This window comes from Nocardia sp. NPDC050697 (assembly GCF_040654395.1).
In the GTDB taxonomy this organism is placed as follows: domain Bacteria; phylum Actinomycetota; class Actinomycetes; order Mycobacteriales; family Mycobacteriaceae; genus Nocardia.
Genome location: NZ_JBFAHY010000007.1, coordinates 1 through 13,005, shown reverse-complemented (window position 1 = coordinate 13,005; position 13,005 = coordinate 1). Strand labels below are relative to the sequence as shown.

Here is a 13,005-nt window from a genome sequence, read left to right as displayed (position 1 = left end):
TGCCCATCAGTTATCGCCCAGCAATTCAAACACGGACGTAGGAAAGGCGGGCCGGAAGCGGCGGTGAACTCCAACACAATCGAGCGCGGCCGGGTATGGCCGGATCAGCGCCGCGCCCGTGCCGGGCGCGGGTCGGCATCGTGCCGGTAGACCGGGGTGAGCAGGTCGGCGTCGACCGGCTCCCCGGTCGCCCGTTCGTATTTGACCGCGATCAGCACGGAGAACAGGTGGCTGTCGGCCCGCTCGTGCAGCGTCGCCAGCCGGGTGGCGAGCAGCCGCACGGCGCCGAGCGAGCCGGGCGGGTGCAGCCCGTCGATCACCAGGATCGTGCCGCGCCCGTCCGGCCGGGGTAGCCGGGCCAGGTACGCGATGTCGTGCGGCTCGGGGCCGCCGGGGCGGTAGACCCGCCGTGCCGCGCGATCCTCGATCCCGCGCCTGGCATCACCGGCGCGGGTGATGGTGCGGCGCAACCGCGGATCGGCGGTCACCAGCTGGCGCAGGCTGGGCGAGAGCTCGGGGCCGCCGAGCACGATCAGCCCGTCCCGGTTCAGATCGAGCGGGCGCCCCGGCAGGAAGTTCTCCACCACCACGGCGAATCCCAGCTGGCGCAGCAGCTCCGCGAGCCGCTGCGCGGCCGCCGGGTCGGGTGCGCCGAGCACCCGCCCCGCCCTGACCTCGGGGACCAGCACGCGCAGCGCACCGTGTCCGAAGAACAACCCCTCGGGCGCCGGGCCCTGGGTACTCACCTGGTGGATCCTGGCCCGGGAAAGACCCGCGGCGGCACCGATTCTCGCGAACGTCCAGCCCTCGTCGTGCAACTCGCGGATGACCGCGCGGCGGATCCGGGTGAGCTCGTTGATGGTCTGCTGGGCCGCCGCGACTCCCTCGGTAGCCGCCTTGAGTCGATCGACCTTGTCCTCGATCGCAAAGACCCGTGCCACGTCATCGGCCGACATGTGCGAAGTCTAGACAGATGACCAGCATCCTGCGTCTAGCCTGCTTGACGCTTCCCGGCCGGTCAGCGGGGTGTTCAGGTGGCGTCGGTGTCGATCGGCGGACGCTCGTTGTGCCCCAACGCTTTGTCGCCCTTGGTGAGGCTCGGACCGGTCGGTTTCGGGTAGTCCGGCATGGCGCCACCCGTACCGAACAGGTCGTTCGTGTCCGGGACGGCCCGCTCGATATCGCGGAAGATCGAGTCGTCGCCGTTCAGCAGGTGCTTGGTGACCATCGATCGCGGCGTCATCCCGCGCAGCTCGTTCAGGTCGGCGAGCGGCTTGCGCAGATCGTCGAATTCCGGCCCGAGCTCTTCCCGGAGCTGGGAGGTGGCGCCGCTGGCGTAGTCACGCACCTGCCTGAGGCTGCGCGTGGTCCAGCGCACGGCGCCGGGCAGCCGCTCCGGACCGAGGATCACGAGGGCGGCGACGATCAGAATGACGAACTCGCCCCAGCCGATATTGCTGAACACCGCTCCAGGTTACCCTCCGCGCGCGGCCGACCGGTCAGTCGGATTGCAGCGTGACCGGAACGTCCACCTGCCTGCCGTCCCGGATCAGGGTGACGTTCACCGTCTCGCCGATCTTGCGCGTCTGCACCGCGACCACCAGCTCGTCCGGCCCGGTGACCTCGCGGTCGCCGACCTTCACGATGACGTCGCCCTCCACGATCCCGGCCTTCGCGGCCGGGCCGTCCGGCTGTACGTCGGCCACCGCGGCGCCGCTCATCACCTCGTTCGCGACCTGCCTGGTGTTGGCGCTGACGCCGATCATCGGGTGGTGCATGGAGCCGTCCCGGATCAGCGTCTGCGCGACCTGGGTCATGACATCCACCGGGATGGCGAAGCCGAGCCCGACCGAGCCGCCGGTCTCCGAGCGGATGGCGGAGTTGATGCCGACCACCCGGCCCTGCATGTCCACCAGCGCGCCGCCGGAGTTGCCCGGGTTGATCGAGGCGTCGGTCTGCACCGCGTCGATCACGGCATTGGTGTCGCTGCCCTCGCCGGAGAGCTTCACCGGCCGGTGCAGCGCGCTGACGATGCCGGAGGTGACGGTCTTGCTCAGCCCGAGCGGCGAGCCGACGGCGAGCACGTCGTCGCCGACCTGCACCTCGTCGGATTTGCCGAGCTGGGCCACGGTCAGGTTGTCGGCGTCCACCTTGATCACGGCCAGGTCGGTCTTCGGGTCGCGCCCGACGATCCGGGCGGGCACCCGGGTGCCGTCGTTGAAGGTGACCTGGATGGCGGCGCGGCCGCTGGTGTCCTGCGCGGCCATCGAGATGACGTGGTTGTTGGTCACCACGTACCCCGCGCCGTCGATCACCACGCCGGAGCCGGTGGCGCCGTTGTCGCCGACGGTGACCCGGATGGAGACCACCGACGGCAGCACCGCGTCGGCCACCTTGGCGATCTGGCCGTGCGGCTCCTCGCCGCCCTCGGTCTGCTCCAGCGTGACCTTGCGCGAGGTCAGGGTGGAGGCCGTCTCCGCGGTGAGCCTGCCGACCACCCCGCCGACCAGCCCGATCACCAGCGCGACGGCGGCGAGCAGGGCCAGCGCGCGCGGCGCGACCCTGGAGCCGAAGAGCACCTGGCGCGCGGTCAGCCGCTCGGCGGCGGGGAGCGTCTCCGGCTTCGGGGTGGGCAGCGCGGGGGCGCCGAGCCTGGCGCCCGCGGCGGGGTCGCGCCACGGATCCTCCGGGCCCGCGATCCGGTCGTCCCGCTCGGCGGCCTCCGGGTCGCGCTGCAGCAGCTCGGCGGAGCCCTCCGGCCTGCCGAACGCCTCGGCCAGCACGGCGTCCGGCGGGCGGTGCGGCACCGGCTCCGGGCCGGCCGCGGCGGCGCGCGCCCGATCGGGCTCGGCGAACGAGCCGCTGAGCCCCGACGGCCTGCGGAAGGCGGAGGCGGTGTGCGTATCGATGTGCGGCCGGTACACCGGGCGCGGGCCGAGCACCGGGGCGTCCGGCGGCCGTAGATTCCCCCGGTTCGCCGCCGAATCCGAGGTGTCGGCCGCTCCGGAATTCGTCGATTCGGTGGTCACCCGCTGAACTCTACTTGCGCCACCAGGTTGTCCACCGGGTCGCGGTGAACGATTCCGACAGGAAGCCGAAGACCGCCTCGTCACGGCGGTTCTCCCGGTGCGCGGCGCCGGGCTGCGGCTCGGCGAACGGAATCCGGCTCAGGCTGTCGTGCAGCCCGTGCGGCGCCGAGACCGCGCCGGAGCGGCGCAGCGCGATCCGCGCCTGCTGCTGGGCCTCCACCTCGGCCGCGCACTCCGGGCAGGCCGCGAGGTGGTGGGCCGCGCGCAGGTAGGCGTTCATGCGCAGCTCGCCGTCGACATAGGCCGCGACCGCCTCGCTGGCGAGGTGCTCGGTGGCGTGGAACCGGGGACGACGGCCCGACGCGCTGGAGTCGCCACTCATTCGGTGCTCACCCTTCCGACTATCGACATCGACCACGGCAGGTGGGTGACGCCGACCCTGCCGGGTCACCCGATCGTCGAGTCAGCGGCGGACCGCTGCTGTGCTCCATTATGCGCAAGGTGATCCCGGATGGCCTGACGGCCGCGGTGGATCCTGCTGCGCACGGTACCCAGCTTGACGCCGAGCGTGGCGCCGATCTCCTCGTAGGAGAGCCCCTCGATGTCACACAGCACCACGGCGGCGCGGAACTCGGGGGCCAGCGAGTCCAGCGCGGACTGCAGGTCGGGGTCGAGCCGGGCGTCGTGGTAGACGTCCTCCGGGGTCGGGCCGATGGCGGGCACCCGGTCGTAGTCCTCCGGCAGCGCCTCCATGCGGATGCGGTTGCGCCTGCGGACCATGTCCAGGAAGAGGTTGGTGGTGATGCGGTGCAGCCAGCCCTCGAAGGTGCCGGGCTGGTAGCTCTGCAGCGAGCGGAACACCCGGATGAAGGTCTCCTGGGTGAGGTCCTCGGCGTCCTGGGCGTCGCCGGAGAGGCGGTAGGCCAGCCGGTAGACCCGGTCGGCGTGCTCGCGGACGAGCTCCTCCCAGGACGGCATGGCGGCGCGGTCGCCGGTCGCGTCGAAGGCGGCGGTTCCGGTCAGGTTTTCCGGCGAATCCTCGGCAACCGCAGCGGTGGCATCGAAGTCGCCCGGCTCGGGATGTTCCGGCAGGGTGGCGTATTCTCTCGCCGCATCGACCATGTGGATGGGGCTACCTCCTACTAGGGACCGTAAACGCCGCGGGTCGTCGTCCAGGGACAACCGACGTGGGGTACATCGTTGTTCCCGGCGCCCGCGTTTACCGTCGTGCGGTTTCCGCGTGCTTCACACTCTGTCCTGCCGCCATATGCCCTGGATATAAAGAGGCTGAGGGTGAGCTGAGAAAATGCGCGGCCGCGTGGAGCCACCCGGTACCGCCTGGTCCGCACTAGCCTCATGGTCGTGGCATCGAACCTGGAGCGCACCCTCGCCTACGTCGAGGACTCGGTCGTGGAGGACGAGATCCTCGTCGGCGCCCGCGAACGGGCACTCGAGCTCGGCGCGGCGCCGGTGCCGCCGTCGGTGGGCGCGCTGCTGAGCATGTACGCCCAGCTGCTCGCCGCCCGCGCGGTGGTCGAGGTCGGCACCGGGGCAGGCATCAGCGGGCTGTGGTTGCTGGACGGCATGCGGGAGGACGGCACGCTCACCACCATCGACCCGGAGGCCGAGCACCAGCGCGCCGCCAAGGAGGCGTTCCGCGCCGCCGGCATCCCCACCGGGCGCACCCGGCTGATCAACGGCCGCGCGCTCGACGTGCTGCCCCGGCTCGCCGACGGCGCCTACGACCTGGTCTTCGTCGACGCCGCGCCGATCGAGCACCCGCAGTACGTGGAGCAGGCGGTGCGGCTGCTCCGCGACGGCGGCGCCATCCTGCTGCACAACGCGCTGCTCGGCGGCCGGGTGCCGGACCCGGCGCAGCGCGACGCCACCACGCACGCGGTGCGGGCGGCGCTGCGCGCGGTCGCCGAGGACCCCCGGCTGACCAGCGTGCTCATCCCGGTCGGCGACGGCCTGCTCTGCGCCAGCCGGGGCTGAGCCGGGCGATTTCCGCTCCCGCGCGCGGGTATTCGCCCCGTAAGCTGTCGAAGTGACGGCCGGGCAACGAGATCGGGGTGCAGCATGATCTGGGGACGCGGCGGCAGTACGTACATCGCGGTGGAGACGACCGAGGCCGCCGCCGGCAACAGCGGCGGGGACGGGCTGCAGCGCTGGCTGATCCGCGCCTTCATCGGGGTGCTGCTGGTGGTGGTGATCGCCATCGTGCTGGCGATCATGCTCGGCGGCGGCAACTCCAGCGATCGGCCGCACACCAATACCACCATCCCGAGCCAGCCGGGCAACTGCTACCCGTTCGCCTGCCGGTAGCGCTAGACCCAGACGCCCTTGCCGACGGTGACGACGCCGCCGTTGCTCACCGCGAAGCGGTCGCGGTCGCGCTCCAGGTCGACGCCGATGATCTCGCCCTCGCCGACCACCACGTTCTTGTCCAGGATGGCCCGGCGCACCACCGCGCCGCGGCCGATCCGCACGCCGGGCATGAGCACGCTGCCCTCCACCGTGGCGCCGTCGTCGATCATGACGTTGGAGCTGAGCACCGAGGTGCGCACGGTGGCCGCGGAGAGGATGCTGCCCGCGCCGACGATCGACTCCTGCGCCAGCCCGCCCTGCGCGAACTTGGCGGGCGGCAGGTTCTCCGCCGCGCCGCGGATCGGCCAGTGCCGGTTGTAGAGGTTGAAGACCGGGTGCACCGAGACCAGGTCCATGTGCGCGTCGTAGAAGGCGTCGATGGTGCCGACATCGCGCCAGTAGCCGTGGTCGCGGGCGGTGGCGCCGGGCACCTCGTTGTCGGCGAAGTCGTAGACGCTCGCCTCGCCCGCGGCGACCAGCGTGGGGATGATGTCGCCGCCCATGTCGTGGTCGGAGTCGGAGTTCTCCGCGTCCGCCTTGATGGTGTCCACCAGCACCTTGGTGGTGAAGACGTAGTTGCCCATGGAGGCGAAGGTCACATTGGGGTCGTCCGGGGTGCCGGGCGGGTGCGCCGGCTTCTCCAGGAACTGGGTGATCCGGCCGGACTCGTCGGAGTCGATGCAGCCGAAGGCGCTGGCCTCGCTGCGCGGCACCCGGATCCCGGCGACGGTGACGCCGGCGCCGGAGTCGATGTGGTGCCTGACCATCTGCTCCGGGTCCATCCGGTACACGTGGTCGGCGCCGAAGACCACGATGTACTCCGGGTCCTCGTCATAGATGAGATTCAGCGACTGCATGATGGCGTCCGCGCTGCCGGTGTACCAGCGCGGCCCGAGCCGCTGCTGCGCGGGCACCGGGGTGATGTACTCGCCGGCGAAGCCGGAGAGCCGCCACGTCTGCGAGATGTGCCGGTCCAGCGAGTGCGACTTGTACTGCGTCAGCACACAGAGCCGGAGGAACCCGGCGTTCACCAGGTTGCTCAGCACGAAGTCGATGAGTCGGTAGGCCCCTCCGAACGGAACGGCCGGTTTGGCACGATCCGCGGTGAGGGGAAATAGTCGCTTGCCCTCGCCACCGGCGAGCACGATCCCGAGTACGTGCGGCTGGCTCCTCACAATGCCAAGCTACCGTGTCGCCGCCGTGCGAGTGGCCCGGGCAGGCGGCAGCGTCTAAGTTTGGACCAGTGAGTCTCGGCACGAACGGCGGACGCTCGGCAGCTGGCTCCGACGGGCAGGAGCACCCCGACCCGCGGCTGCGGGTGGCGATGATGACTCGGGAGTACCCCCCCGAGGTGTACGGCGGCGCCGGGGTGCACGTCACCGAGCTGACCGCGCGGCTGCGCCGGTTGGCCGAGGTCACCGTGCACTGCATGGGCGTTCCGCGCACCGATGCCGTTGTGCACGATCCCGATCCGGAGCTGGCCGGGGCCAATGCCGCGCTGCGGATGATCTCCACCCAGGTCCGGATGGCGGGCGCCGTCGGCGACTTCGACGTGGTGCACTCGCACACCTGGTATACCGGGCTGGCCGGGCACCTGGCGGCCACGCTCTACGGCATTCCGCACGTGCTCACCGCGCACTCGCTGGAGCCGCGGCGGCCGTGGAAGGCGGAGCAGCTCGGCGGCGGGTACCGGCTCTCCTCGTGGTCCGAGCGGAACGCCGTCGAGCTGGCGGACGCGGTGATCGCGGTCAGCGACGGTATGCGGCACGACGTGCTCGACGCCTACCCGGCGCTCGACCCCGGCCGGGTGCACGTGGTGCGCAACGGGATCGACGCGACGCTCTGGCATCCGGGCGCCCCCGCCGCGGGGGCGCCGGTGGTGCTGGACGGGCTCGGGGTGCGGCGGGACCGGCCAATCGTCGCCTTCGTCGGGCGGATCACCCGGCAGAAGGGGGTCGGGCACCTGCTCGCCGCCGCGCGCGGCTTCGACCCGGAGATCCAGCTGGTGCTCTGCGCGGGGGCGCCGGACACGCCCGAGCTGGAGGCCGAGGTCACCGCGGCCGTGGCCGAGCTGCGGGAGCGGCGCGGCGGGATCTTCTGGGTGCGCGAGATGCTGCCCACCGAGCAGATCCGGCAGATCCTCGCCGCCTCGGCGGTCTTCGTCTGCCCCTCGGTGTACGAGCCGCTCGGCATCGTGAACCTGGAGGCGATGGCGGCGGGGACCGCCGTGGTCGCCTCCGACGTGGGCGGGATCCCCGAGGTGGTCGTGGAGGGGGAGACCGGCAACCTGGTGCACTACGACCCGGCCGCCGCCGACGAGTACGAGCGCGGGCTGGCGGAGGCGGTGAACCGGCTCGCCGCCGATCCGGAGCTGGCGGCGCGGTACGGCGCGGCCGGGCGCGCGCGGGCCATCGCCGAATTCGACTGGGCGCGCATCGCCGAGCAGACGGAAGCGATCTACCGCAGCGTTCGGTAGGTGCCGATGCGGACGGAGGCGGTGACCTCGAGTTCGGCGGGGAGGGCCGCGAGTTTCGCGGCGGTCTCGGCGCCCGCGTGGAAAGCGGACGGGCCCATGTGGACCAGGAGTGCGGTGTCGGCGCGGGTGAGCGTCATCGGGTACTCGACGAGTTCGGCGCCGAGCGGCGCGAAATCGGCGTCCAGCGCGGCTTCGAGCTTGCGCTCCTTGCCGGGGTCGACCCGGACCAGCCCGAGCGGGCCGATCAGCTCGGCGAGGTGCCGCTCGGTGGGCGTGGCCACGACGAACCGCCCCTCGGGGGCGAGCACCCGCGCCACCTCGGCCGGGTTGCGCGGGGCGAAGACGGTGAGCACGGTGTCGAGCACCGCCGCGCGGAGCGGGAGCCCGCGCCACACGTCGGCGAGGACGGCGGCGCCGCGCGGGTGGGCGCGGGCGGCGCGGCGCGCGGCCGGCTTGGCGATGTCGAGCGCGATACCGCGGGCACCGGGCGCGGCATCGAGCGCCGCGCCGAGAAAGTAACCGTTGCCCGCCCCGATTTCGAGCAGCACACCGTTTCCCTCCGGTGGCGCCGCGGCGGTGGCGACCGCCGCGGCGACCGGAGCGAAATGACCCCGCGCGTGGAAATCGGAACGGGCCAGGAGCATGTCGGCCGTATCACCGGTGAACCGGCTGGCGGCACCGGTGAGCAGGCTGACATATCCCTGGCGAGCGAGGTCGAAACTGTGCCCGCTGCCGCACCGCAGCGCGCGGCCGGCGGCGGTGAGCGCGAGTCCGCAATTCGGACACGCGAGTACCTCGGCGAGCTCGGCGAGTACCGCGCTGCTAGCTGGTGACACTCTTCAGTTCGTCACCCAGTGCAGCCGCTTCATCCGGTGTGAGCTCGACGACCAGCCGTCCGCCACCCTCGAGTGGAACCCGCATGACGATCCCACGCCCTTCCTTGGTTGCCTCGAGGGGACCGTCCCCGGTACGGGGCTTCATGGCCGCCATCCTCTGCTCCCTCCAGATCTGCGCGATATTCCCGCGCACTTCTCGGAACTCCAGTTGTCACCAACCGGCGCACCCGCCGACAATCGGCGAGATACACCGGCTTCTATTCTTCCCTATCCCGCTTCTTCTCGGACAGGTGAGTTCGAAAACGAGTCCTCGAACCGCACCCAGCAGTCCGCGACATGGTCGTCCACCATTCCCACCGCCTGCATCAGGGCATATGCCGTCGTCGGGCCCACGAAGCGGAATCCGCGCTTTTTCAGCGCGCGCGCCATGGCGGTGGATTCCGGGGTCACGGCGGGAATCTCGGCGCCGGTGCGCGGCCGCGGCCGGGCGGGCGGCGCGAACGACCAGAGCAGCGCGTCCAGCCCGCCGTCCAGCTCCGCCGCGACCCTGGCATTGGCGATGGTGGCCTCGATCTTCGCCCGGTTGCGCACGATGCCGGCGTCCGCGAGCAGCCGCTCGACGTCGGCGGGGCCGAACTCGGCCACCCGGTCGATCGCGAAATCGGCGAAGGCGGCGCGGAAGGCGGGGCGCTTGCGCAGGATGGTGATCCAGGCGAGGCCGGATTGGAATGCCTCCAGCGACATCCGCTCGTAGAGCGCGTCGTCGCCGTGCAGGGTGCGGCCCCATTCGGTGTCGTGGTAGTCGAGGTAGAGCTGGGAGCCGAGGGGCCAGGGGCAGCGGATGCGGCCGTCGTCCGGCGGTGCGCTCACGGATTCTCCGATTCGCCGGTGCGGGTGATCCGGCGCGGGCGGGCCGGTTGTTCCGCGATCCCGGCCGGAATGTCGCCGGTGCCGGGCGCGGTGAATTCGCCGGTGCGGAAAACCGGATTCCGGGGGAATTCCCCGGTGCCGGGCCGCGAGACGGCGGGGACCGCGGACTCCGCGCCGCGGCCGGTACCGGCCCGGCTCTCCGGCGCGAAGCCGGTGTCGACACGGCCGTCGGACGGGGGACCGGCGGCGGTCCGGCCGTTCCCAGCGGGAGCCGGCCGGGAGCCGGGGGCGGGGCGGGGCGCACCGTCCGGCCCGGTGCGCGCCAGCGCGAGCTCGTGCTGCAGCTCGTCGATCCGCTCGGCGAGCCGGGCCAGCGCCCAGTCCACCTCGGCGGCCTTGTAGCCGCGGACCACCTGCTGGAAGCGGAGCGAGCGCACGTCGGCGCCGGCGATCTCCACCGCGGGCAGCACGGTGGCGGTCGTCCCCTCGGGCAGCGGCCCGAGCTCCTCGGCCCGGCCGAAGACGGCGCCCGCCAGCAGGAAGAGCACCGCGGCCACCAATCCGACGATCAGTACGTACAGCAGCAGCGTGAGCATGCCCCGAGCTTATTGGTGCGGCCGGACTACAGGTGCCGGGTGGTGTCGATGCCGAGCGACATCCCGGCCAGCCCGCGCCTGCGCACGGCCAGCTTGTCCGCGACCTCGAGCAGCGCCTTGGCCGCCGGGTTGTCCGGGTCGCGCAGCACGATGGGGGTGCCCTCGTCGCCGGATTCGCGCAGCGCCTGCTCGATCGGGACCTGCCCGAGCAGCGGCACCGTGGCGCCGACGGCGCGGGTGAGCCGGTCGGCCACCGCCTGGCCGCCGCCGGAGCCGTAGAGCTCCATCCGGTTGCCGTCCGGCAGGTCGAGCCAGGACATGTTCTCCACCACGCCGGCGATCCGCTGCCTGGTCTGCAGCGCGATGGCGCCCGCCCGCTCGGCCACCTCGGCGGCGGCCGGCTGCGGCGTGGTGACCACCAGGATCTCCGCGTTCGGGATGAGCTGGGCGATGGAGATGGCGACGTCGCCGGTGCCGGGCGGCAGGTCGAGCAGCAGCACGTCCAGATCGCCCCAGAAGACGTCGGCGAGGAACTGCTGCAGCGCCCGGTGCAGCATCGGCCCGCGCCAGACCACCGGCGTGTTGCCCTGGGTGAACTGCGCGATCGAGATCATCTTCACGTCGTGCGCGATCGGCGGCATGATCATCCGCTCCACCTGGGTGGGGCGGGCGTCGGTGCCGAGCATGCGCGGGATGGAGTGGCCGTAGATGTCGGCGTCGAGCACGCCGACGGAGAGCCCGCGCGCCGCCATGGCGGCGGCCAGGTTCACCGTGACGCTGGATTTGCCGACGCCGCCCTTTCCGGAGGCGACGGCGTAGACCCGGGTGAGCGAGCCGGGCTGGGCGAACGGGATGACCGGGTCGGCGGAGTCACCGCGCAGCGACTTGCGCAGCTCGGTGCGCTGCTCGTCGTTCATCACGTCGAGTTCGACGGTGACGGCGCCGACGCCGGGGACGTCGGAGACCGCGCGGCTGACCCGCTGGCTGATCTCCGTCCGCATCGGGCAGCCCGCGGTGGTCAGGTAGACCTCGACGTGCACGTCACCGGAGTCCGCGACCCCGATGCTCTTCACCATGCCCAGTTCGGTGATCGGTTTGCGGATCTCCGGGTCGTCCACCTTGGCGAGGGCGCCCCGCACGTCCGCTTCCGTTACCACTGACATGGGAACCGAGTCTAGTGCGGTCAGATGCGGGGCAGGTCCGCGGGCTTGGGCGCGACATTGCTGCTGTACGAGTTGGCCCAGGCCATGACGTTGGCGACGTAGGCCATGGAGTTGTTGTAGCGCAGGATCGCCTTGGTCTGCTGCGAGAGGTCGCGCATGTCGAGTCCGCCGTGGCAGAGGTACTTGCCCGCGGTGAGCGCGGCGTCGAAGAGGTTCTGCGGGTCGGCGATGCCGTCGTTGTTGCCGTCGGCGGCGAACTTGGTCCAGGTCTCCGGCAGGAACTGCATGGGGCCGATGGCGCGGTCGTACCCGCCGAGGTTGTCGAGGACGCCGCCGTCGCTGTCGTGGATGACGTTGTTGCCGTAGAGCGAGCCGTCCAGCACCGGGCCGTAGACCGGCTTGAGCGGGTTGCCGTCCTTGTCGGCCTTGCCGCCGTAGACGTGCGTGGACTCGACCCGGCCGATCCCGGCCAGGGTGGACCAGCCCATGTGGCAGTTCGGGTTCTCGATGGCGAGCCGATCCTCGGCGTTCTGGTACGCCGCGATCGCGATCCCGGGGATGCCGAGCGAGCCGGCGGGCAGATCGGCCTGGGCCCGGTCGCCGGCGAGCGCCACCGTCTTGACCACGGGGGGCGCGGCGGGCTTGGCCATGGCGTGCTCGGCGGTGGCCACCGCGGCGACCGGCTGGGCGCCGACGACCTCGGCGGCATCGGGGGCCGCGGTCTCCGGCTCCAGCACGTCGCCCGCCTCGTTGTTCAGCAGGTCGCGCGGGTTCGGCAGGTGCTGCGCGACGGCCGCCGGGCTGACGTTCGTGGTGGCGGTGACGGCCGCGAGGCCCGCCGGTACCAGGCCGGTCAGCGCGAGAACCGAGCTGCGCTTGAAGGACGCGGTTTGCTGCTTACGGTGACGCCCCACGGTGCGCTGACCCTCCATGCTCGACGCTCGGACGATCAGAGGCTACCGCAGCCGAGATGTTTTTGTTACCCCTTCGTGATGCGTCTTGCGTTTAACTGGGCTGACCTGTGGTTTTATTCGTGATCCGATTGTGATCGGCGGTTTCTGCCGATCACGGCACCGGCGGGGCGGGCGGCGCGGGCAGCGGGATGGTGATCCCGAAGGGGAGCACCAGCCCGGGCGGCGGCGCCGCCGGGTCCTGCGCGGGGGCGACCGGCTGCCCGTCCGGGCCGCACACCTGCGGCTTGCCGTCCGGGCCGAGCGGGCACTCCGGCTGGGGTGCGGCGGCTTGCGGCCCCGGCAGCGGCTCGGCCTGCGGGGCGCGCGGCCCCGGCTGCGGGAGGTTCTGGCCCTGCGGTGCCTGCGGCCCGGCCTGGGGCAGGTTCTCGCCCTGCGGCGGCTGCGGTCCGGGCTGCGGCAGCGTGCGGCCCTGCGGCTGCGCGGGCGGGCAGAAGATGCCGCACGGGATGGGCGGCAGCCCGGGGATGGTGATCATCGGCTCCGGCACCGGGGTGCTGGTCGTCGCGGGGGCGGGCTCCTCCAGCGGCAGGCCGTCCGGCCCCGGGATCGCGGCCGGCATCGTGGTGCCGGGCGCGGAGGCGGCGAGCACGCCGGGCGCGGTGCCCCAGCCGCCGGACCCCGGCGCGATCGCCTCCGGCGAGATCCGCCCCGCCGCCGGCGCCCCACCCGTCCGATACGCCGCCGACCACGACAA

14 protein-coding genes and 3 pseudogenes are annotated in these 13,005 nt (G+C 72.1%); 3 read left to right on the top strand and 14 right to left on the bottom strand.

Annotation, left to right across the window (positions count from 1 at the left end; translation table 11 throughout):
* Positions 1-104: 104 nt before the first annotated feature.
* From AB0H71_RS23335 to sigE, 5 genes are all read right to left on the bottom strand, one after another.
* Positions 105-956 carry a hypothetical protein gene (locus AB0H71_RS23335; RefSeq protein WP_067652791.1) on the bottom strand — a complete coding sequence of 284 codons (852 nt, stop codon included), beginning with the start codon at positions 954-956 and terminating at the stop codon, positions 105-107.
* 74 nt (positions 957-1,030) lie between these two features.
* Positions 1,031-1,465 carry a Sec-independent protein translocase protein TatB gene (tatB, locus tag AB0H71_RS23330; protein ID WP_357024594.1) on the bottom strand — a complete coding sequence of 145 codons (435 nt, stop codon included), beginning with the start codon at positions 1,463-1,465 and terminating at the stop codon, positions 1,031-1,033.
* A gap of 34 nt (positions 1,466-1,499) precedes the next feature.
* Complete coding sequence (locus tag AB0H71_RS23325) at positions 1,500-3,029, bottom strand: trypsin-like peptidase domain-containing protein (RefSeq protein WP_357024591.1); 1,530 nt, start codon at positions 3,027-3,029, stop codon at positions 1,500-1,502.
* Positions 3,030-3,039: 10 nt separating this feature from the next.
* Entirely contained in the window at positions 3,040-3,411 is a 372-nt protein-coding gene (locus tag AB0H71_RS23320; protein ID WP_357024588.1) for a hypothetical protein, read from the bottom strand.
* 65 nt (positions 3,412-3,476) lie between these two features.
* Positions 3,477-4,151 carry an RNA polymerase sigma factor SigE gene (sigE, locus tag AB0H71_RS23315; protein ID WP_357024585.1) on the bottom strand — a complete coding sequence of 225 codons (675 nt, stop codon included), beginning with the start codon at positions 4,149-4,151 and terminating at the stop codon, positions 3,477-3,479.
* 234 nt (positions 4,152-4,385) lie between these two features.
* On the opposite strand from sigE, the gene AB0H71_RS23310 reads away from it, so the two are divergent.
* Together AB0H71_RS23310 and AB0H71_RS23305 are read left to right on the top strand one after the other, a co-directional pair.
* Positions 4,386-5,024, top strand: coding sequence for an O-methyltransferase (locus tag AB0H71_RS23310; RefSeq protein WP_357024583.1), 639 nt, complete (start codon positions 4,386-4,388; stop codon positions 5,022-5,024).
* An 84-nt stretch (positions 5,025-5,108) separates the two neighbouring features.
* Positions 5,109-5,354: a hypothetical protein gene (locus tag AB0H71_RS23305; RefSeq protein WP_357024581.1), complete on the top strand. Its 246-nt coding sequence runs from the start codon at positions 5,109-5,111 to the stop codon at positions 5,352-5,354.
* 2 nt (positions 5,355-5,356) lie between these two features.
* On the opposite strand, the gene glgC is transcribed toward AB0H71_RS23305, so the two are convergent.
* The gene (gene glgC / locus AB0H71_RS23300; protein WP_357024578.1) at positions 5,357-6,571 is read right to left on the bottom strand and encodes a glucose-1-phosphate adenylyltransferase; all 1,215 of its coding nucleotides are present in this window, start codon (positions 6,569-6,571) and stop codon (positions 5,357-5,359) included.
* A 137-nt stretch (positions 6,572-6,708) separates the two neighbouring features.
* Here glgC and glgA point away from each other — a divergent pair, with 137 nt between their 5' ends.
* Positions 6,709-7,872 (top strand): glycogen synthase, encoded by a 1,164-nt coding sequence (gene glgA, locus AB0H71_RS23295; RefSeq protein ID WP_357025528.1) that lies wholly within the window; start codon positions 6,709-6,711, stop codon positions 7,870-7,872.
* On the opposite strand, the gene AB0H71_RS23290 is transcribed toward glgA, so the two are convergent.
* The 8 genes and pseudogenes from AB0H71_RS23290 to AB0H71_RS23255 form a co-directional block, all read right to left on the bottom strand.
* The gene (locus tag AB0H71_RS23290) at positions 7,854-8,420 is read right to left on the bottom strand and encodes a methyltransferase domain-containing protein (RefSeq protein WP_357025525.1); all 567 of its coding nucleotides are present in this window, start codon (positions 8,418-8,420) and stop codon (positions 7,854-7,856) included. The genes glgA and AB0H71_RS23290 overlap by 19 nt on opposite strands.
* 183 nt (positions 8,421-8,603) lie before the next feature.
* Positions 8,604-8,708, bottom strand: a pseudogene (locus tag AB0H71_RS23285) (methyltransferase type 11); the annotation flags it as partial.
* Entirely contained in the window at positions 8,695-8,862 is a 168-nt protein-coding gene (locus tag AB0H71_RS23280; protein WP_011211259.1) for a DUF3117 domain-containing protein, read from the bottom strand. The pseudogene AB0H71_RS23285 and the gene AB0H71_RS23280, both read right to left, overlap by 14 nt.
* A gap of 113 nt (positions 8,863-8,975) precedes the next feature.
* Positions 8,976-9,578, bottom strand: a complete 603-nt coding sequence (locus tag AB0H71_RS23275) for a DNA-3-methyladenine glycosylase I (protein ID WP_357024575.1) — start codon at positions 9,576-9,578, stop codon at positions 8,976-8,978.
* A 317-nt stretch (positions 9,579-9,895) separates the two neighbouring features.
* A pseudogene (locus AB0H71_RS23270) lies at positions 9,896-10,174 on the bottom strand (DivIVA domain-containing protein); the annotation flags it as partial.
* A 26-nt stretch (positions 10,175-10,200) separates the two neighbouring features.
* Positions 10,201-11,337: an Mrp/NBP35 family ATP-binding protein gene (locus tag AB0H71_RS23265; protein WP_357024572.1), complete on the bottom strand. Its 1,137-nt coding sequence runs from the start codon at positions 11,335-11,337 to the stop codon at positions 10,201-10,203.
* Positions 11,338-11,357: 20 nt separating this feature from the next.
* Positions 11,358-12,251, bottom strand: a complete 894-nt coding sequence (locus tag AB0H71_RS23260; RefSeq protein ID WP_357024569.1) for a lytic murein transglycosylase — start codon at positions 12,249-12,251, stop codon at positions 11,358-11,360.
* 151 nt (positions 12,252-12,402) lie between these two features.
* Positions 12,403-13,005 (bottom strand): annotated as a pseudogene (locus tag AB0H71_RS23255) (lytic transglycosylase); the annotation flags it as partial.